The sequence below is a fragment of the Winogradskyella aurantia genome (assembly GCF_002266855.1).
Classification (GTDB): domain Bacteria; phylum Bacteroidota; class Bacteroidia; order Flavobacteriales; family Flavobacteriaceae; genus Winogradskyella; species Winogradskyella aurantia.
The window spans coordinates 712095-733988 of sequence record NZ_NGJN01000001.1 but is presented as its reverse complement, the minus strand read 5'-3'; the positions used below and the strand labels follow the sequence as shown (position 1 = coordinate 733988).

20 protein-coding genes are annotated in these 21894 nt (G+C 37.0%); 2 read left to right on the top strand and 18 right to left on the bottom strand.

Annotated features, from left to right (window positions below; genetic code table 11):
- The coding region (locus tag CA834_RS03275) for a choice-of-anchor L domain-containing protein (RefSeq protein ID WP_165764744.1) at positions 1-3030 on the bottom strand (3030 nt) is incomplete at its 3' end.
- A 184-nt stretch (positions 3031-3214) separates the two neighbouring features.
- Here CA834_RS03275 and CA834_RS03270 point away from each other — a divergent pair.
- Together CA834_RS03270 and CA834_RS03265 are read left to right on the top strand one after the other, a co-directional pair.
- Positions 3215-4111, top strand: coding sequence for a NifU family protein (locus CA834_RS03270; RefSeq protein WP_094967217.1), 897 nt, complete (start codon positions 3215-3217; stop codon positions 4109-4111).
- Positions 4112-4410: 299 nt separating this feature from the next.
- Positions 4411-5223 carry a mechanosensitive ion channel family protein gene (locus CA834_RS03265; protein ID WP_094967216.1) on the top strand — a complete coding sequence of 271 codons (813 nt, stop codon included), beginning with the start codon at positions 4411-4413 and terminating at the stop codon, positions 5221-5223.
- Here the strand turns inward: CA834_RS03265 and tsaB are convergent.
- The 17 genes from tsaB to CA834_RS03180 all read right to left on the bottom strand — a co-directional run bounded on the left by tsaB (position 5220) and on the right by CA834_RS03180 (position 21816).
- Complete coding sequence (gene tsaB, locus CA834_RS03260) at positions 5220-5891, bottom strand: tRNA (adenosine(37)-N6)-threonylcarbamoyltransferase complex dimerization subunit type 1 TsaB (RefSeq protein WP_094967215.1); 672 nt, start codon at positions 5889-5891, stop codon at positions 5220-5222. The two genes, CA834_RS03265 and tsaB, sit on opposite strands and share 4 nt — an antisense overlap.
- Positions 5892-5921: 30 nt before the next feature.
- Positions 5922-7211, bottom strand: coding sequence for an efflux RND transporter periplasmic adaptor subunit (locus CA834_RS03255; protein WP_094967214.1), 1290 nt, complete (start codon positions 7209-7211; stop codon positions 5922-5924).
- A gap of 2 nt (positions 7212-7213) precedes the next feature.
- Positions 7214-8653 carry a TolC family protein gene (locus CA834_RS03250; RefSeq protein ID WP_094967213.1) on the bottom strand — a complete coding sequence of 480 codons (1440 nt, stop codon included), beginning with the start codon at positions 8651-8653 and terminating at the stop codon, positions 7214-7216.
- 48 nt (positions 8654-8701) lie between these two features.
- Entirely contained in the window at positions 8702-9865 is a 1164-nt protein-coding gene (locus tag CA834_RS03245) for an efflux RND transporter periplasmic adaptor subunit (protein ID WP_094967212.1), read from the bottom strand.
- 38 nt (positions 9866-9903) lie between these two features.
- Positions 9904-11163, bottom strand: coding sequence for an ABC transporter permease (locus tag CA834_RS03240; protein WP_094967211.1), 1260 nt, complete (start codon positions 11161-11163; stop codon positions 9904-9906).
- A 1-nt stretch (position 11164) separates the two neighbouring features.
- The gene (locus tag CA834_RS03235; protein WP_094967210.1) at positions 11165-12409 is read right to left on the bottom strand and encodes an ABC transporter permease; all 1245 of its coding nucleotides are present in this window, start codon (positions 12407-12409) and stop codon (positions 11165-11167) included.
- On the bottom strand, positions 12402-13103 hold the full coding sequence (locus CA834_RS03230; protein WP_094967209.1) for an ABC transporter ATP-binding protein: 702 nt from the start codon (positions 13101-13103) through the stop codon (positions 12402-12404). Before CA834_RS03230 ends, CA834_RS03235 begins: the two co-directional genes overlap by 8 nt.
- 128 nt (positions 13104-13231) lie before the next feature.
- On the bottom strand, positions 13232-13453 hold the full coding sequence (locus CA834_RS03225) for a hypothetical protein (RefSeq protein WP_094967208.1): 222 nt from the start codon (positions 13451-13453) through the stop codon (positions 13232-13234).
- 3 nt (positions 13454-13456) lie between these two features.
- Positions 13457-14002, bottom strand: coding sequence for a DUF420 domain-containing protein (locus CA834_RS03220; protein ID WP_094967207.1), 546 nt, complete (start codon positions 14000-14002; stop codon positions 13457-13459).
- A 2-nt stretch (positions 14003-14004) separates the two neighbouring features.
- Positions 14005-14754 (bottom strand): SCO family protein, encoded by a 750-nt coding sequence (locus tag CA834_RS03215; RefSeq protein WP_094967206.1) that lies wholly within the window; start codon positions 14752-14754, stop codon positions 14005-14007.
- Entirely contained in the window at positions 14747-15466 is a 720-nt protein-coding gene (locus CA834_RS03210; protein ID WP_094967205.1) for a hypothetical protein, read from the bottom strand. Before CA834_RS03210 ends, CA834_RS03215 begins: the two co-directional genes overlap by 8 nt.
- 101 nt (positions 15467-15567) lie before the next feature.
- Complete coding sequence (locus tag CA834_RS03205; protein WP_094967253.1) at positions 15568-16014, bottom strand: cytochrome C oxidase subunit IV family protein; 447 nt, start codon at positions 16012-16014, stop codon at positions 15568-15570.
- Positions 16015-16034: 20 nt separating this feature from the next.
- Positions 16035-17036, bottom strand: a complete 1002-nt coding sequence (locus CA834_RS03200; protein WP_094967204.1) for a cytochrome c oxidase subunit 3 — start codon at positions 17034-17036, stop codon at positions 16035-16037.
- A 38-nt stretch (positions 17037-17074) separates the two neighbouring features.
- A complete protein-coding gene (locus tag CA834_RS03195; RefSeq protein WP_094967203.1) occupies positions 17075-17665 on the bottom strand; it encodes a cytochrome c oxidase subunit 3 in 591 nt (196 codons plus the stop codon).
- Entirely contained in the window at positions 17666-18559 is an 894-nt protein-coding gene (cyoE, locus tag CA834_RS03190) for a heme o synthase (RefSeq protein WP_094967202.1), read from the bottom strand.
- 234 nt (positions 18560-18793) lie between these two features.
- A complete protein-coding gene (locus CA834_RS03185; RefSeq protein ID WP_094967201.1) occupies positions 18794-20911 on the bottom strand; it encodes a gliding motility protein RemB in 2118 nt (705 codons plus the stop codon).
- Positions 20912-21018: 107 nt separating this feature from the next.
- Positions 21019-21816 carry an energy transducer TonB gene (locus CA834_RS03180; RefSeq protein WP_094967200.1) on the bottom strand — a complete coding sequence of 266 codons (798 nt, stop codon included), beginning with the start codon at positions 21814-21816 and terminating at the stop codon, positions 21019-21021.
- Positions 21817-21894 lie beyond the last annotated feature (78 nt).

The window sequence follows — 21894 nt, the reverse complement described above, 5'->3', positions numbered from 1 at the left end:
GACCGTATTGGTATAGGGAACCGGCAGCGCGTTCTGGCCGAGGTCCGCGTCACCAGGGGTCGCGTGGTAGCTCACCGAATAGTCCGGGTCGCCCCCAGTTACCTCAGCGTCCTTAAGGCCCAAGTCCATCAAAGTGATCCCGTCTGGGACCCCGTCGTCGCAGACCTCTAAGGGCGTGGGGGCAACGACATTGGGCAATCGATTGACCACAAGCTCAAAGGGAACGTTCGAGGTACACCCGGTAGTGGTGTCTGTCAGGACAGCAACGACCGTTTGCGGATTGGTAATATTGTTGTAGAGGCCTAATATCTTATTCGTATCGGCATTAGCATCCGCTACACTCGGATAAAAATCTATAGCCACACCGGTCTGTCCATCTATGATATCGGCCTCACGTAAGGTGAGGTCAAAGGCCTCAGTCTCATCGCCCGGATTATTGATGTCACAAAGCACAATTGGAGATACAGAGTTTATCACTGGTTTTGGATTTACGACCAATTGAAGAGAGGTCGTATCGAAACAACCAGAGATTGTATCCTCAACTCTAATGAAAATTTCTTGGTTAAATGGAACGGAGTTCGTAAAATTAGATGGTAAGGCTGCTGTACCAGAAATAGCATCAGTCAAACTCTCATGGTAACTCACTGTGACATCCGATTGCGCACCAATAACCTCGTTATTCTTGGTCAACAAATCGAATACTGAAATACCATCATTATTTTCCCCGCATATTTCAAATGCTGTGACCGAATTAGCTATGGGATTTGATAAAACCTCCAAATCTAAGGTTGTTACATTGTAGCAATCTTCGTTAGAAACCGTTTCAAGGCGAACAAAAATCGTCTGGTTAACAGCATTAATATTTGTATATATATCTGGTAAAGGTAACACGTCATTTTGAGCATCGCCTAAGGTTAGATGGAAACTCACATTTACATCAGCAGGGTCGTTAGACCCAATAACTTCATCCTCCCTTTCGAGCAAATTAAATTGTGTGAAACCGTCAGCCTGAGCATCGTCACAGACCTGGAGCGGTGTAATATTATTATTTATATTTATTTGACTAAACAGTAGTTGAAAGCTTGTAACATCAAAGCAAAACTGTGAATTATCTGCAATTCGAACCCATATGGTCTGAGGGCTTGAGGTGTTGGTGTAATTGATTGGCAGAGGATTGAAGTTATTAATAGCATCATCCTCAGTTAAATGGTAAGAAATAATAAAATCCCCCGGATCTTGAGATCCCAAAACATTACTGTCATTCTCAGATAAATCGAATTGTGCGGTGCCATCTGTATCACAAATCACAATATCTTGGGCATTATTAGCCGTTGGACTTGAACGAAACTCGACAAAAATCGAATCACTAGTTTGACAAACACCAGTAAAGACAATATCTACACTATAAGTTCCTGTCTCATTCACCTCTAGAATTGAATCTGTTTCTGCAGGAATTTCAGTTCCATTAAAGAACCAAGTATGATTAGCTCCGGTAATACCGGTGTCTAATATTATTGTATCTCCATCACATTCCGCTGTTCCTGCGGCAATGGTTACATCTTCGCCAAGGTCGCCCCCCAAGTCAAAACTACCAGCTCTAAGAAATACACCTGAATCGAAATTAGAGTCACCATCATCAGCAATCACTAATTTAATGGTATAGGTCTCTCCTGGAATTACTGCTGATTGGGCCGTAAATACAGCGGTTCTTCCATCAAAAGAAATTGGAGGTCCGCCAGGCATAGTGTATTCGCCAAAATACTGTGGATTCGCAGCACCACAAACCCCATTGTCAGGATGAATATTGGTAACCAAAATTGGTGTATTAGTACCTGGAAGTACAGCTAAATTGGTAGTATTTCCATTTGAGTCTGTCAACAAAAACGCGAAGGCATCTGAGAATTGACATTCAAAGCCTCCCATATCATACTCTTCTGAAGCCATTATAAAATCAAAACTGATATTGTCGGCTAAGGGTACAAAATCGAATTGTATGAATGATGCATTATTGGATTGTATACCCGTTGCCAATTCAAGGTCTAGATCGCCTGGCCATATAAAACCATCACCATCACCTAAAAAAACATTAGGACCTCCAGCTCTACTGGCATCACCACTAGTTAACAAAATACCATCCTCAAATGGGAAATCTACCCCATTACTTACAAAGTATCCAATACCATTAGGTTGGGTAGGGCTAAAATTAATACCCGTTGAAGCTATAATATTAGAGACGGATGCGCATTCACTATTTATAAGAATGTCCTGTATCAATTCTTCCGGTGTAAACTCATTTTGCGTAACAATTACGTTGGGCCCGAGCACAAAAACTTCAATGGTGTCCGTACTTGAGCAACCCGAGGGATTATCGTCAGTAACTGTCAATGTAACAGTATACGTTCCTTGCATATCAAATGTATTAGCCACATCTTGTCCTACCGCTGTATTTGAATCTCCAAAGTCCCAATTATAAGTGGCGTTTGAATCATCCTCAGAAAACACTGCATTTCCTTGGAAATTAATCGTTTCACCTGGCAAAATGCTAATGACGCCCGATGCATTAGCCATTGGTACTGAATTTTCGATTGCAGCATCAATTACTTGACAAGGTCTACCACAACCTATTTCGGCCTCCCATCCAGAGCCATTACCAGCATTATTCGAAGAAAAAACAAATGTGAGACAACCAGAGGTGTTTGTTGGTGAGGCCTGCAAAGTTCCAGGATTAAACATTCCGGAAAATGTTCCTAATACTGGTGCCGCATCGGAATCACCGTCATAAACGGTAAGGATATCTATATTAAATTGGGTGTTGAAACTTAAAAAGTTTACAACTGTGAACTCATTGGCATTTAATGGACAAATCGTTGTTGTTAAATTCTCATCATCATCATAATTTCCAAATTCACCTCCTGAATCGAAAAATTTGGAGGGTTCGCATCTATTAAACGTGCCATCTTGCATTGACAGATCTTGAGACTGAACTGCAACGGCTATTATGAGAAATAATAAACTAAATATTGATTTCATGCTAAGCATTTTCTAACAACTCAAATAAATACTAGCAAGAAAATATTTATTTAAAGCAATTTTTATTAGGAGGCCTAAAGTAAGTAAATTCAAGAGAAAAAACTTCAAAAATCAGACACAAAACATATTATATAGATTAAGGTTTAATGTTGTTATTTCATATTTTTGCAAATAAAATTGAACTATGACAAAAATATCAATTGTTCCAACTTCAAGTGAAGCAATTTTAAAATTTGAAGCCGATAGATTTCTTACAAATCACAATAGCTTTGAATTCAATAATATAGATGAGGCCAAACACTCTCCATTGGCACAGCAATTATTTTATCTTCCATTTGTAAAAAAGGTATATATCGCTTCAAACTTTGTAGCTATTGAGCGTTACAACATCGTAGAATGGCCTGATGTACAAAATGAGGTCGCTGAGCAAATTGAAAATTACCTATCCCAAGGCGGAATCATAGTTGATGAGGAGGCAAGCAAACCAAAAGCCGCAGTGACGGTATATGCTGAGAGCACACCAAACCCAGCGGTATTAAAATTTGTTTGTAATAAGGTGATTGTCCCTAATCCATATGAATTTACCTCTATTGAAGATGCTAAGCTCTCTCCTTTTGCGATGGGTCTATTTGAGTTTTCATTTGTGAAGAATGTTTATATGGAGAAAAACTTTATCTCCATAACCAAATATGACATTATTGAATGGGAGGATATCACCCTTCAACTGCGTGAATTTATAAAATCTTATGTTGAACAAGGAAAAACGATTTTACACAATGATGCCCCAAAAAAATTAAATAAAACAGAAATAGCTATTGAAAAAAAGTTTGAGGCCTTAGACGATATCTCTAAATCCATAGTTAATATACTAGAAGAATATATCAAACCCGCTGTAGAAAGTGATGGTGGCAATATTGAATTTAAATCTTACAACCTTGAAACAAAAAAGGTAGAAGTATTATTGCAAGGAGCTTGTAGTGGTTGTCCGTCTTCTACATTTACCTTAAAAAATGGCATAGAAAATATGCTAAAGGAAATGTTAAATGACAATGCTATTACTGTAAATGCAATTAATGGTTAAACTAGTGACTTTCTAAAAAATACTCGAACTAATTCATTGTAAACAAACGGCTTACGTAAAAATATACTGGCAAATTATTAAGTAATTCAAGTGGTGAAAAACTCCATAAAAAGCTAAAATAAGAGTCATAAAGAGGAAAGCAGAAGAAGGTCACATAAACGAAACCAAAGTACACTATCCAAAAAAAGAATATTGCAGCGAGAAGAGTTTAGAAGTATCCTAAAGTTCACTTATTAGGCTCGAGATACGGAACATTTTATTACTTTTATAACGTTTTATTTTAAAAATAACAAACCAACATGGAAACACAACAATGGATTGACAAAGGTTTTGACTTAATCACGAATTTTGGCCCCAAACTTATAGGCGCCATATTAATATGGCTTATTGGTAATTGGGTAATCAAAGCTCTAATAAAGGGTATTAGACGTGCCATGGAAAAGAGCAATTATGATGAGAGTTTAAAAAAATTCCTTTTAAACCTTATTAATTGGGTTTTTAAAATTGTTCTGATCATCGTTGTGCTAGGTGCAGTAGGTGTTGAGACCACTTCATTTGCCGCAATTTTAGCTGCCGCTGGTTTAGCAATCGGACTGGCTTTACAAGGCTCTCTAAGTAATTTTGCCGGAGGGGTGCTTATCATGATTTTTAAACCCTTTAAAATTGGAGACCTCATAGAGGCGCAAGGAGAAATTGGTGTTGTTAAGCAAATAGAAATTTTCACAACTAAGCTGACCGGTCTGTCCAATAAAGAAATCATCATTCCTAATGGTGCGATATCCAACGGAAATATTGTTAATTATTCTACAGAAGGAACGCGCCGTGTAGACTTGGTTATTGGGGTTAGCTACGATGCAGATATTAAGCAGACCAAAGAGGTATTAATGAACGTTTTAACATCACATCCTAAAGTTTTAACGGAACCTGTCCCAACCGTGAATGTGTTGGAATTAGCAGATAGTTCTGTAAATTTTGCGGTTAGGCCATGGTCTAAAGTTGAAGATTACTGGGAGGTATATTTTGATATTACCCAAAATACTAAACTTGAATTGGATAAAGCCGGAATTGAAATTCCTTATCCGCACAGGGTTCAAGTACAAAAAAAGGGTTAAGACTTCTTTTTTAGGGCGATAAAATCCTTTAAATAATACGGCTCAAAATAAGCGACATCTTCGGTGTCGCTTTTTTTATACTTGAGATAAGACAATAAAGCCATTTCATTTGCCGAAGGTAGTTTACCATTGATAAATATAGCATTAGGATGTTGTATAAGCGCTTTTGTTTTTTCTACACCACTACCTATAAAATAGATGCTTTGATTGTCTAAAAATGCCTTGAAACTTTCTTCATTTAAAATTTGTGCTTGTATTTCCCGTTGAAGAACATACTTCGCATTGTAGATTGCAGAATATACTTCCATACGCCTCGCATCTAACATGGGAACAATTAAACCACTATCTATTTGAAGCTGCCTTGACAATATTTCTAAGGTATCAATAGCTATTAAAGGTTTATTCAAGGCATAACAGAGGCCTTTAGCCGATGAAACACCTATACGCAATCCCGTGTAAGACCCTGGCCCCTTACTTACCGCTATGGCATCGATACTGCTAGGATTTGTCTTTGTTGATTTAAAAACCTCGTCAATAAAGAGATGCAATAACTCAGCATGGGAAAAGCCTAGACTCATATCCTCCTTTAAAAACAAAGTCTCTCCATTTTTTGACAGAGAGACCGAGCAATTAGTTGTAGCCGTTTCAATATTGAGAATTAAGGCCATATTTGTTTCTTATGCTTAAGAGGGGATTATTTATTCTGAATCAACTTCTTTCTTTTTTTCTTCCACCAAATCTCCTGGTTTTAAACTTTTAGATACTAAATTATAAGGTCCTATGATTATTTCATCGCCTTCACTTAGGCCAGAAATGACTTCAATATTAGTATCATCTTGAATACCCGTTTCAACCACGGCTAATTTAGCTTTTCCATTATCATTAATAAAAACACACTCGAATTTTTCGTCGTTGTTAGTGGTGGTCATTTCAGTTTGATTAGTACTCTTACCGTAAGATTTTTTTACTGAACTGGTATCCGTCTTAATAACAATGGCGCTAATAGGTACGGCAACCGCTTTTTCACTAATATTGGTTATAATATCTACTGTTGCTGTCATACCTGGCCTAAAGGGGGAGTAACTTTCAGGTTTCCCCTTAACTAAATCAGCGTACGACTCCTTTAAAATTCTAATCTTAACCTTAAAGTTGGTTACTTGGTCTGCTGTTAAGGTTCCTTCTGCAGAATTTGCAATTTCCGTAACGATTCCCTTAAATTCTTTCTTGAAGTAAGCATCCACCTCAACCAAGGTAGAATCACCAATTTGTACCTTAACAATATCATTTTCGTTAACATCAACCTCTACCTCCATATTATCAAGATTAGCAACCCTTAATATTTCTGTTCCGGCAAATTGACGTGTTGCAACCACACGTTCACCCAATTCAGCAGTTAACAAAGAGACAGTCCCATCCATGGGTGAGTAGATAGTTGTTCTTGATAAATTATCTCGAGCCTCGTTAACTGTTGCTGCTGCACTTTCAACACTATAATACGCGGAATTTTTACCAGCTAATGCCGTTTCATATGCAGCAATTGCCCTATCCCAATCCGCTTTTGATATAACGCCTTTCTCATAAAGTCCCTTACTGCGATTGTAATCTGCTGTTGCTTGTTTTAGTGTAGCTTTAGCCTGTTCTAATCCTGCCGTAACATTTCTATAGGTAGCTTGAGCTCTCTCTAATGCCGATTGTGTTAAATCTGGATTTACTTTAACCAAGAGGTCACCTTTTTTTACCGGATCTCCTTCCTTGAAAGGTAATTCCAGTATTTCGCCTGATACCTCACTTGAAATTGAAACTTCAATTTCAGGATATATTTTTCCAGTAGCTGATACTGTTTCAACAATTTTGGTAAGCTCAATTTTTTGGGTTATTACTTCTTTGTAATTTCCTTTTTTCCCGAACCATCCTAATTTTGAACCAGCTACAAGGCCAATTAAAAATAAAACAACAATCCCAATAATGATTTTTACCGACTTACTCATTTTTAAAACTTTAATTCTGTGGCAGGAATGCCAAAAAATAGCTCCAGCACTTTCAACCTGAAAATATAATCGTATTTAGCTCTATTTTGATTTATTCTTGAATTGTCATATCTTAATTTAGCTTGACTAAAATCGAAGGCATTGGTTAAGCCCTCATCGTATCTTGCCTTTGCATATTCATAAGCTAGCTCTTGAGATTCTACAGCTTTATTTGCCGCCTCATAAGACTTTAATGCGCCTTTAGCATCGACATAAGCTTGATAAACGGTGGACTCCAAATCTAGTTCTGCTTGTTCCAACAAATATTTGGACCGCTCAACATCCACTTTACTTCGTTTTACACTGGCCTTGGTATTAAATCCGTTAAGAAAAGGAATATTTAATGAAAACCCATATGCTATACCATCATTGGTATATAACTGATCTATAAATTTCTCTGGGCCTATCTCTACCGTAGTAGTGTTTGGAAACTCACTTACAACTGCTTCACCTGTCCCTTCTACCGTACCTATTTGACGTGTAACAGAAGGATTGTCGGGATCAATGCGTTGTTCAAAAGAAACGTTATCGGTATACCTTGTGTCATAACCAAAAAACGCTGATAAGGTTGGTAGATTTGCTCCTTTCGCAATCTGTAAATCTTTTTTAGCTAGTTCTAAATTTTGCTCTGCTATTTTAATTTCTGATCTATTTTCTTTCGCACTTTCCAGAATGTCATCTATGGAGGTGTCTCCTAAAGTATCTACGATACCATAGCCTTCTTCTTCTATATCAAAATTCTCGTAATCCTTAATCAACAATATTTGAGCAAGACTGATAAGTGAAATTGTAACTTGGTTTTCTGCATTTACTATGCCTTGCTGTTCACTGGCATCCGTTGCTTTGATTTCGAGTAGGTCCCCATCTGGCAAAACTCCAGCATCTACCAATTCTTTGGTCTGGGCAATCTGTTCTTTTGTGACACTGTTTTGAGATTTTAAAACTTCCAAATTGGCCTTATTAAGTATAACCTGCAAATAGCCGTTCGCCACGAACAAGGATATATCGTCTTTCATTTTATTTAAGCGATATTGATTAGCCAATTTTGAAATATCCGCCCGTTGCATCCTTCTAAAGTTTCTTAAACCATCAAAAATAGTATACCCAATATTTATTCTCCCGGTTGATGATAAGAATGTCGTTGTTTGTGCATTATTGGTCACTGGGTTAAAACTCAAACCTGTATTTTCATTTACTCCTATAGATGCATTTAAACTTGGAACAAAATTACCTAAAGCGCTTAATTTCTCAATTTCAGCAACTTCTAAATCCAGTTCACTTTGCTTAATAGATATGTTATTATCCAATGCATGCTTTAAGCATTCTTCGAGTGTCCATTTTTTATTTTGTGCCTGTGCGTAAATCCCAAAAAGAATTAGCCCAACTAAAATCAATTTTTTCATGGTGCTTATTTGTCTAACTTAATTAATAAGTGTTACAATAAAATTTAATTAATTACGCCCTGCAAATGAGCCTGGCCCTTTAATTTGATTCCAAACCTTTATGTCATCAGATTCTGTAATCCCCTTTTTCACTTCAACGTATATGCCATTGCTGATACCTAACTCTACGTCTCGTCTTTCAAACTCTTGATCGCCAACAGCAACTTCCACAAAAGGCTTATTAGTTTTTCTATCATATTGTACCAAGGCCTCTCTAATAGCCAATGCATCTTCAACCCTATCTAAAATAATTGAGGCGTTGGCGCTTAAACCTGCTCTGATAAATGTAGATTCTAAATTTTTAATAGATCCCTTAATGGCAAATTGAATAGCGCCATTCTCAGCAATACCCTTAGGAGCGATGTAATCTAGTATAGCATCAAACTTAATGTTCTCAATAGCACCTACGGTAATTAATAAGGGTAGTCCTTCTTTGATTTTACCGACCTCACTCTCATCGACCTTCCCTTCAAATATCATTTTCTTGATATCTGCTAGTGACGCAATGGATGTACCTTCGTTAAAATTGTTAGCTTCAATGACCTGATTTCCTTCCTTAATTGGAACATCGAGAACCATACCTGCTACGGTTGCTCTAACCTGAGTTTGCGCTATATTTCCTAATCCGGATGTTGTACCTGTCTTAATGATGTCATAATTCTGTCGTGCTTGCTGGAGGTCTATTCTAGCGCGCTCTACTTGTTGCTTAGCCTGTAGATAACTATTATTGACTTGGTCAAAGTCATTTGCCGAAATGACCCCTTTCTCAAACAATGCCTTCTGCCTGTCGTAAATAGACTTTTGCGTTTTGAAATTTATTTCGGCGGTTTCAAATGCTGTTCTATTTGATGCAATATTGTTCTTGGCGCTAGTCAATGAGGATACATTGGGAATAACTCTAATTTTTGCAATTAAATCACCGCGCTCGACAAATTCACCGGCTTCAATAAAAACCTCTTCCACAACCCCAGAAATATTGGGCTTAATAAGTATCTCCTCTTTTGGGACAATACTTCCAGTGGCCATAGTCTGAACCACTATGGTCTGTTTTGAAGGCGTTTCAGTTTGATAAACCACAGGGTCTTCCTGATTTTTTTGCCATAAGTAAATCAATGCAGTTGCAAAAGCTCCTACAATGACAATAAGTAAAATTACAGTTGATGTACGTTTCATTATTTTAAAATTGATTAAATCTTATTATTATCATGCCTTTATTCCGTTCTCAAAGCATCTACGGGTTTCATTTTTGTAGCATTATTTGCAGGAATAAGACCTGCTAACAATCCTGAAACCACTAAGATTGTCAGTGCTATTACAATAACTTGCATCCCAACACTTGGATTGGCAAAATTATCTACTGGTCCATTTTTATCTAAGGTATAATTCATTATCCAAATGATGCCCCCTGCAAAAGCAACTCCTGTCATTCCTGATATAATAGTTAGAATAAGACTCTCTTGAAGAATTTGTAACTTAATATTCCATGGCGTAGCACCTAAGGCTCTTCGCACTCCTATCTCCTGGGTGCGCTCCTTGACGACGATGAGCATGATGTTACTTATACCAATTACTCCTGAAAGTAATATCAAAGCGCCAACAAAATAGCCAACAAGGGTCAATATATTAAACAAGCCCTCTATACGTTCATAACTTTCAGACGTATCACGATCACCAAAGGCTCTGTCGTCATTGGGGTGTATGGTATGCCTTGCTTTTAAGGTACTGAAAATAGCTTCTTTTAAGTCAGTAATACGATATTCATCATGAGCAGTAATAACCATCCAATCCACTTGATTACCGAAGTTGAAAGATTTATTGAATGCCGTAAATGGTATCATAATAGTATTGGCTTCCTCCTCCTCGTCACCTTGCGAATTCGGGTTTTTAAATACCCCAGTTACCATAAAATTAACACCATTAATTTCGATATAAGACCCTAACACCTCCTCATTCTTATCATAAAGGGATTTTACCACATCTATACCTATAACGCAGACCTTTCTACTGTCATTTATGTCTGAGTAATTTATAAAACGTCCTTGTACGATATCTGTGGGTTTTTGATAAATATAATCAGGGTAATGTGCTTCAATTTGGAAAGCCCCTATCTTTGTTCCCCGAATCACATTATTAGCGCCTCGGTATCCCCCTAGTCTATTACTAGGAGAGATGTACTTCACCTGAGGGAATTCTGATTTGATGGCCTCTATATCGTCAAGCTGGTATTCGAATCGCCTACCTTTAGGCATTCCTTTATAAGGTATAGAAGACCTTTGGGTCCAAGTAAACAGCGTGTTTGCCGCATAACCCCTGAAACTGACTTTGGTACCGTTTTTTAAACCATTAGTGAGTGCTAGTAATAAAACAAGAATGGTAACGCCCCAAAACACTCCGAATGCTGTTAGTAGTGTCCTAAATTTATTGGCAGTAAGTGCCTCCAATATTTCTTCCCAACGATCTTTATTGAACATCTTATTCGTCTCTTAATGCCACAATGGGCTTGATTTTGGCTGCCCGGTACGCAGGAACAAATCCGGCAAGCGCACCTGCTACCACAAGAATAATAACCGTATATAAGGCTGTATTAAAATCTACCTGTGGATACTTTATAAAGTCATTCTCAATAGTTGGTCCTACAATCTCTAATAGTCCCAGACCAACAATCAAACCAAATAATCCAGAAAACATGGTTACAAAAATAGCCTCCTGAAGAATCATGGAAACAATAGAAAAGGGTTCTGCACCCAAGGCCTTTCTAATACCAATCTCTTTTGTTCTCTCCTTAACAATAATAATCATAATATTACCTACACCTACAACACCAGCTACGATTGTACCCAAACCTACAAACCAAAATACCAGACTCAATATTTGGCTCAATCCGTAGATTTTTTTGGCCCGCTCCAAGGTGTTTCCTATGCGAACGGCAGACCTGTCCTCAGGTGAGACCATATATTTTTGTTTAATTTGGGCTTCTATGCTTTCCGTTAGTGCATTTGAAACTTCAAGTGTCTTATTAAAACTGCCCAGCATTGGTACCGTAAAGGACATACCTCTAATATTATCAGACCCATTAAATGCGATTTGCGCTGAAGATATAGGCACGTAAACATTATCTTCTTCCCTTGCCCCACCAGGATCAGAATATACCCCAACGATAGTGAAATTAATTCCGAAAACAGAAACCACCTCCCCTATGGGGTTTTGGTTTTTGAACATTTCACTTTTCACCTTTGTCCCAATCACTATGATTTTTCGAGCTTCTTCTATATCTGATTGGTTGATAAAGCGTCCCTCAACAATATTAGACGCTTCGATAAATTGAAAATCCGGATGTACGCCTCGTACACTGAAATTTCCAACCTCGTTTTTGTATACCACTTGACTTCCCCAGATGGAATAATTCGCTGAACGGTATTCAAGATAATTATCATAATCCTGATTTACATCTGCGAAATCTTCATTCTTTAGCTGAATATAACGGTTCGGGTTTAGCCCCTTATAGCTCTTGGTCGTTCTACCCGTTCTGATGGATATTTCATTCTTTGCGTCATCAGAGAATTGTTCTTCAACACCATTTTGAATACCTGAGCTAAAGCCTAGAAGTATAATTAAAATAAAGATACCCGAAGCCACAGAAATGCCCGTTAAGATTGTTCTTAATTTATTTTTTCTTAAGGTTTCAAATATTTCCTGCCAACGTTCTATCTCAAACATATTGCTTAGCTCTTACTTGTTCAACTGGGCTATCATCTATAATGACACCATCTTTAAGATTAACAATTCGTTTAGTCATCTGGGCAATATCTTGCTCGTGTGTTACAATTAAGATTGTTTTTCCTTCATCATTAATGCCTTGAATTAAATCCATCACTTCATGTGACGTTACAGAGTCCAATGCTCCCGTAGGCTCATCTGCAAGCAATACCTTTGGATCACTTGCTAATGCTCTTGCCACTGCGACCCTTTGCTTTTGACCACCGGAAAGCTCATTGGGTAAATGATGCGACCATGGCGCTAAACCAACTTTTTCTAAATAATATTCTGCCTTTTCTACACGCTCCTTACGTTTAAGGCCCTGATAATATAAAGGCATCGCTACATTGTCCAAAGCAGTCTTATAATTGATAAGATTAAAAGATTGAAATATGAATCCTAAGAACTTATTTCTATACCTGGCGGCAATTTTTTCATTAAGATTCTTAATAGGCACGCCATCTAAAACATAGCTGCCCTCGTCGGCCTCATCAAGCATTCCGAGAATATTGAGCAGAGTAGATTTACCAGAACCCGATGACCCCATAATAGAGACTAGTTCTCCTTCCTTAACGCTAAAATTAATACCTTTTAACACGTGCAAGGAATTACTTCCCATACGATACGACTTGTGTAAATCCTTTATTTCAATCATTTCCTTTAAGATTGGACTGCAATTTTAACAAATTCCAGCTCCAATCTATGCCAACAAACTGTTAAGAGTTTCATTAGGCCCAATTCTCTTTGTAGCCCATGAACAGTGTCTTAACAGAGTTTTAACACTTAAGGTTTTCGTGATTTACTATATGTCCTGTAGATAAAATAACCTATGGTTCCGACAATAATGTAAGGGATGGCCATTAAGAACATGATACCATCATTAATCCCCTCAGCTGTTGACTGCCCTTCTTCACTTTCTAATACAGCTCTGCACATAGCACATTGGGCATTTGTCTGCATAAAGGCTAGAAGAGAAACTAACAGAAAAAGAATTTTTTGCTTCATTGATTAAACATAATAGGGCGATATCATAAAATACACAATAACGCCTGTTATTGCAACATATAGCCACATTGGGAATGTAATTTTTGCTATTTTTTTATGACGCTCAAAATTATTGGTTATCGCTCTAACATAAGTGATTAGCACAAAAGGAATTATCACTATTGAGAGCAAAATATGTGTTATTAAGATAAAATAATAGATATATTTAATTACTCCCTCACCTCCGAATTTTGTAGAATCACTTGTCATGTGATACGCCACATACATTACCAAAAAAGCAACTGAAAGCGCAATGGCAAACTTCATTAAATTTTCATGAAGCTTGCGATTTTTATTCTTAATTGCAACTACAGCAAGGATTAGCACAATGGCCGTAATGCCATTTGTTGTAGCGTAAATTGGCGGTAGGAAAGTCAAAGGTTCTACATCAAAACCGAGACGCCTAAGGTTTACACCGAATAAGGCAGCTACGGTTAAAGGTATTAATACGGACAGTACTACTATCCATTTATTATACTTACGCTCTTTTTCTATATCTACTCTACCCATTTTTACTCTTTCAATAATTTTGCGATATCTTCCTTTAGAATCGATATTTCTTGTGGTATACCTTCTTCACTCACTCCCTGGGATTCTGGCACTAAACCATTATAAAAAATCAACGGGTTACCAAAATCATCACTTCGCGAACGAATGTAGCCTTGTTTGTCAATTAATGCAAAGTTACCTGAGTGTTCAAAACCACCTTCAACCGTCTCATCCTTGGCTGTATACAAATTAAATCCTTCATTAGCCAACTTATAAATTGCTTCTTCATTCCCTGTGAGCAAATGCCAATTTGGATTTGTTATACCATAGTTGTTTGCATAGGCCTTTAACACTTCTGGTGTGTCAATATCTGGGGTAATGGTAAACGACGCAACTCCAAAATCCTCAAAATCTTTAAACTCGTTTTGGATTTCAACGAGATTACGGTTCATGATGGGGCAAATAGTAGGACAAGTTGTAAAGAAAAACTCCACAACATACACCTTCCCCAAATAATCTTTGTCAGTAATGGTTCTTCCGTCTTGGTTAGTAAAACTAAACTCTGGCACTTTTCTATTTTCACCGTTAAATGGAATATACGCTAAATCTGACGTGCTATCGTCATTGGTAGTCAACTCAGAACTGCGACTTTCATTATCTCGTGTAATGTCACCTTCACTAACCCTATCTATAATTTTTGGAATAAATATGATTCCAAAAACTAAAATAATAAAGGCCATTCCTGCATAGGAATAATTTGTTTTTTTACTCATTGCTCTGCTTTAAATCTTGAGCTCTTCGTGTATTAGAATCATCAAATTTACCTTTACGCCTCTGACGATACTCCGTAAAAAGCACACGCATATCATCGCTCATTTTATTTTTTACATCTGCCACCTCAATAGTGTTATAGGAATACACGCTATATTTGGGCTTATTGGCTTCGATCTCCTTTTTTTCACGGCCATCTAACCGCCCTCGTTGGTTTAAATCCTTATCAATTATAAAAACATGGTCCGTTGATAGATCTTCCCTTAATTCAACATTTGCTTGCAAGGAATTAAACAACGCTTTTATCTCTTTCTCCTCTCCAAAGACATAATGCCAAAATCTAAGGTCTTCGTAGGTATTGACCTCGCTTTTGAGCTGGACTACTTCTTCTTGAGAACCTTCTGGTACTACTATTATAATTTGAAACTTCTTAAACCCCTTAAATTTATCATAGACCAACTCCTTTAAGTTGGAGGCCGCAATCGCGTTTTTTAATGGAGCTCTTCCCAAAAACCCTAAAACTGTAATATGCTCTTTTAGTTTCAATGAATCTTGCTCTAGACCCTTAAATTTTTGGATATCCGAAACGTTATTATGAACCACGTTAAGAGGTTCATAGTTGTGTTTTGCTGGGTAAAGCATTAATAAAAACGCCACTGGTAAGAAAAATAATATCCCCAGAACAATATTGCGTTTTGTATTATTAGCCTTCATTATGAAACTCTTATTTAGCCTGTTAACTCTTTAGTGCAAAAATAAAAAAGGCGGTTTACATAAACCACCTTTTTAATATCCTTTAACGTATTATAATTTTTCTAAAAGTCTCGTTTTATCAGTGAGTCATCTGCGTTGTAGACTCCAAATACATATCCACCTTCTTGCAATAAAATGAATATTAAATAACAAATTAGGAAGACAGCTGTCCATACTACCATTTTTCTTAAACTTCCTTTTTCATCACGCATGTGCATAAAGTCCCATGTGATGTAGTACGCCTTCACAATTGTTAATAGAATGAATATCAAGTTTAAGGTTTTCATGTAAATAATTGGCGAAAACAGGATATTACCTAAAGTAGCAAAGAAACCGCCTTCAAAAGGTGATAATAAAGGTGACATTAACACATGTGGTTTGTAAATCCCCAATATAACCTCTATTGCTGTTACAAATGTTAAGAACACCAAAACACCCCAAATCTTTTGCTGATTAGATTTGAACTTCCAAAGTCCCCTGAATATCTCTAATTTATGCGTATGTGCCATATCGTAAGTTAAATTTCTTTTTAAACTAAATAGAAGAATGTGAAAACAAATACCCAAACTAAGTCAACAAAGTGCCAATAAAGACCAACTTTTTCAACCATTTCGTAGCTACCTCTTCGTTCATAGGTTCCGAGAATCACATTAAAGAAAATAATGATATTAATCACCACTCCAGAAAATACGTGAAATCCGTGAAATCCTGTTATAAAAAAGAAAAAGTCCGCAAATAAAGACGTTCCGTATTCATTCACTCTGAGATTAGCCCCTTTAACCACCAATTGGCCGTTATCCTTCAATTGCTTAAGTGATTCTTCCCTAGATAATACCGTTTTTTCACCTTCCTCATTTATGAGCTGGGTTCTAACAAGAATATTAGGGTTAGACGCTAAGCCATTATAAATTTCATCAACTGAATATTCTGGAAGAGACGCACCGTCAACAAACCATAAACCATTTTTTCTTTCATGCTCAACACGTGTTCCAGTGACTGGGACTGCGAAATCATCAATAGAAATTCGCTTAAATTTCTCTTCCCCATTTTCAGTGACATACTCACCAAATTGCAAAATGTTGCCTCCTTTTGTTTGAACTGCACCATAATCACCGCTGATAAATGTGGCCCATTCCCATGCTTGGGAACCGACAAATATTGCTCCACCGATAATCGTTAAAAACATATAAAGGGTTACCTTGGATTTGTTCATGTGATGACCAGCATCTACTGCTAACACCATGGTTACCGAAGACATAATAAGAATAAAAGTCATGAACGCCACATAAATCATGGGCAACTCTTGACCATGTAAAAACGGAACGTGGGTAAATACCTCATCCGCAATTGGCCACTCTTTTATAAACTTAAATCTTGAAAAACCATAAGCGGCTAAGAAACCCGAAAATGTCAATGCATCAGAAACAATGAAGAACCACATCATCAGCTTCCCATAACTTGCACCTAGAGGTCTATTGCCTCCGCCCCAAGTTTTTCCTTCCGTGCCAGTACTAGCTACTGTAGAATCCATACAATTTATTTAGAATTTTAACGATTGGACAAAAATAATCAAATTATATATCTAAAAAAATATAAAAACAAAAACAGGACAAGCCACAGTATGTCGACGAAGTGCCAAAACATTGCAGCCAAGTCAAAGCCTAGCATTTTAGAGGCTGTGTATTTCTGTCTAAAATGATTATAAATAACGACAATTAAACAGATAAGCCCTACAATAACGTGAGCTATATGCAAAATAGCAATTACGTAAATGAAAGACATGGTTATATTACTAGTGGGCCCTGTGAAGTTATAACCTGCTTCAATAATCTGTCCAAAACCCTGAAATTGAAAATAGATAAATGCAAATCCCAATAGTATAGTTAAAACTAAACCTATTGTTGTTAGTTGATTATTGCTTTTGGATAGGGCACGTTTGGCAATAATAAGGGTTAAACTACTAATTACTATAACAATAAGGCTTATGTAAAATGCACTTGGCAATTCAAATTCATTAAGCCAATCCTCACGTTTTCTACTTACTATAAACGCACTTAAAAGGCCAGCAAAAGACATTAGCAAGGATCCAATACCGAACCATACCATCATTTTCTTAGATCTTGCCCTTTTTTCTTCAGGTGTTCCTTGTGTTAAATCCATTTATCTTAAAAATTTATCTAAAACGTATATTATCTGCAGCATAGTAATGTAAAATACGCTGGAAAGCATTAATTGTTTTGCGGCTTTTGCCGTTCGCTCCCTAAATAACCTAAAAGCGTAAACCAGCATGATCATTCCTAATAAAAAAACCAATACTGCACCAACAATAGACAATTTCAAATCTCCTGTAAATCCAAATACTGGAATTATAGAGGCTAAAATCGTCCAGATACTGTACATTATAATTTGAACTGCGGTACCTTTATCTGGCTTACCCGTAGGCAGCATAAAGAACCCTCCTTTTTTATAATCCTCATACAAAAACCAACCTATGGCCCAAAAGTGCGGAAATTGCCAAAAAAACTGGATAGCGAATAACGTCCCAGGCTCAATTCCAAAATCGTTACGAGCAGCCACCCATCCCATCATAAACGGTATAGCGCCAGGTAGTGCTCCGATAAATACAGACAGAGCTGTTTTTGTTTTAAGTGGCGTATAAACACTTGTATAGATAAAAATGGAGATGGCGCCCCACATCGCCGTTTTAGGATTGATAATATAAAGCGTTATTAATCCTAAAATAGTAAAGGAGGTGGCAATAACGAACGCCGTATTAACAGTCATGCGCCCAGCCGGAATCGGCCTATTCTTCGTCCTATCCATTAAAGCATCTAAATCCCTCTCAATGATTTGATTATAGGCGTTGGAAGCACCAACCATGAAATAGCCACCGAAAGCTAGGAGTATTAGTGTTGTAACACTAATGGTTTCAGCACCTAAAAGATAACCCGCAATAGAGGAAAAAACCACACTCAGGGACAAACCCATCTTTGTGATTTCCTTAAAATCTGTAATTACAGAAGTTATTGGTGCTGACGTTTTTATGCTACTCAATTTGTTTTTCTTTGCTCAATTCTTAGCGAGTGCAAAGATAACTTGAAAAATAATTATCACCAACGTAATCCTGGAGTTTTAGTTTAACTTAACAACCTTACGTCCTATTATGATTGTTACAGATTAAAAAACTGTTAAGCCCGGTTAATTCAAAGTCTTAATAACGCTCCATTTGGTCTCTGTTTCCTTTTCATTAATTCTTATTGCTCAACAACATCTAATGAGCTATGCATTCTAAAAATCGTTGTACCAATTAAATAAATCGGTTCGCAAACCTATACTAAACCATAACGTATTGGAGGCTGTCGTAGATGGTGTTATAGCCTCAGGATTAAAATCTCGATAAATAATATTTGTAAATAGTTTAAGGTTGGTCTCAGGATTGAGTATATATCCAGCTTGTATCTCAGTCATGAAGCTATTGGTCTTGTTTCCTTGGCCAATGGTGATGTCTACATCGCCTATTCTGTCATTCTCACTAGTATAAATATCACCACCATAGGCAAAATCATCTTCAGGTGTATTAAAGTCGAATCCACGCTGGCCAAAAATAAATTTGGCATCGGCAAACCAACGCTTATAATAGTAGCGCCCAATAAGTACTAATTCTCTAAAATTAGCTCCCCAAAGGTGCGCCATGGGCTGATTAAAATGCGCATAATTTAGAATAATAGTGTTATGGGAATACGTGTAAGGCCGTACTTGATTATATTCGGCTTGCAGGAGTAAATTGTCTACCTTAAAGGCGTTAAAATATTTTCCTCCCAGTTGAAAACCAAATTTATTCTTCCAACTTTTATTTCCAGCCGTGACATCACTTGAAGAAAATTCATCTAGAATGAATTGTCCATACAGATTCACCTTATTATTCCATTTGTATTTAGAACTTAAACCCAAAATAGCGTTACCTGCACCTTGACCAGTTTGAAATTCGATTGCTCTAAAGAAAATAATGGGATTCAAATAATTTACATCAAACCCGCGGCCATTGGTGTCTGCCCACATAACGGACTCAAATAGACCAATATTTAATCTTTTGGAAACATTCCAGCTTAAGTAATGGTTCGCCATATATTTAGGTAAAAAGGCATCATCTACAACCACTTCAGGCCTTACATCGCGCAACCACATCCATGTACTGGTATATTTTATCTTCCAAAAATTCGTGTTTAGCTTTAGAAATGGGTAGGGACTGGCAACATCACTTTGAAATAAGGAGCGATAGCCATCCCCAATAAAATTCTTCCCGTGCCCAAACTGGATATTTAGGAAGTTAGCGGGAGTGTAAGACAAATAAGCTTCTGCAACAGGGTAATCGTAAGAATCTGACTTAAAACGTTTAGCTATACCCCTTCCAGGAATAATAGCCGGATCAGGACCAAAGGCTTTTAAGCTCTCCGCGTAACGGTTAAAGTAATCGGCGAATCTTCCCTGACTTTCGTAAATAGATGTAGAGAGCGTCAGTTTTTTTCCTAAACCCGCTTGAATAAAAATACCTCTTGTATTATTCCAAGTAGAGTTAAAATCTGCTTCAGCATCATGTCCTACTTGAAGGTCCAAAATGGGATCAATTGTAAACCAGTATTCTTTACCTTGCACGGCGACCAAATGCTCATTATATATTTTTTTTCCGACCCAGGACTCCACATCGCGCGCAAGGCTTTCCTTTTCGGCTTTTATATCATAGTATTTTTTGACATCGCTATACACAAAAGGTTTAGCCGCAGTGTGGCTATTTGTGCCAATAGCATTCATCTCGTCATCAAAACGCGCATAGAATGAATGCGTAAATGGAATATTTAGTTCACTTGAATACTCTAAGCCTTCATACTTTTTTACAGCCTTATTCACCTCATCAAATTCTTTAGACAGAACCGCATTAAGGCTATCCTTTTCTCCTGATGGTGTACGTCCAACACCTGCACCTGACAGCTCCGTTTTTGTTGAACGTTTAATTAACGGAATAGCAATGCTTATACTATATTGAACAAATGTAGGTTTACCATTGTAGGTTGCTGGCTCAATTTGAGGTAGTAAACCAAAGACGCGTTTGCTTTCCTCTTTTAATTCATTGTAAACGGCGTCAACATATAAAATATTAAATTCTCCTTTTTTATCTACTTCGAATAATACCTCTACACTACCACTATAGGTTTCGTCATTTACAATTTGAGGCACTTTAAAATTTTCAAAAATGAACGTGTTCAATGTATAGTTAAAACACGATTTTATGCTTTCAAAAACTTCTGATTTACATTCACTGAACAATGGCGGTTTTTCATAGGTAGAAAGGGTTTGGGCATTGGTGAAAAATGGAAATAACATTGCCAATAAAAGCAAACTTCGCTTCATATACCTCTTAAATTTTATGGAGGAAAGATACTTATTTTTTTAGTACACCTAAAGGAAAAAACCGTTATTGGGGTTATAACGGTTTATTCAATTATTTTAATTCAGAATCAATTGGTAACGTAAAATGTTATGGGTAGACTATATATTACGCCAACCGGTTTATCTTGTTGGTAGCCTGGCTTCATTTTAGGAATTTTACCGATAACACGCAATGCCTCTTCCTCTAGAGCTGGGTGCGGAGCTCTTATCTTAACATCCGTAACGTTACCATGCTTGTCAATGGTAAATTGTGTCTGGATTTTTTGTTTTCCAGTAATTCCGTACTCAGAACCTATATTGGGATTAAATTTTTTGTTGACCAATTTCCCTATTTCTTTTGATAGACATTTTTTTCGCTGATCATTTGTATCGTACTTTTCGCAACCGGGAAAAACAGGTACAAGCTCTACGGCAACAACCGGAACAACTATGTCAGACTCGTCTGGGTTATCTTCATCTGGAAGACTGCTAGGGTCTATCGGTTGAACATTTGATTCTGATTCATCTGGGGTTAAGATATTGGATTCAATCAATGTTTTGGTATGCTCCACCTCCACTAACTTATCTATCAATTTTGTACTGCGCTCAATTTTTTGTTTTTCCTTTTTTTGAGACGCTTTTTCCACATTGTAAATAGGCGCAATATCAATTATAGCAACATCCCCTGGTTCGCTGGTTTCTGGAATAATTTTAGTTTTCTCAAATTGCATTTCAAACAATCCATAAGTCGCCAACAAACAAAGTATCAAACCTATTTGAAAATAGAGACTTGAGTTTTTTTGTAAATTTACATCATGCTTGTGTGTTTTCTTTACCTGGGTAGTGCTCTGACCAGCACTACCTAATTTCTTTTTAGACGTTTTCATAATATCTATTTAAAATGTTAATATTATGACAAGGACACAAGAAACATACCAAAGCAAAAATCCCGTCCAATTTATATT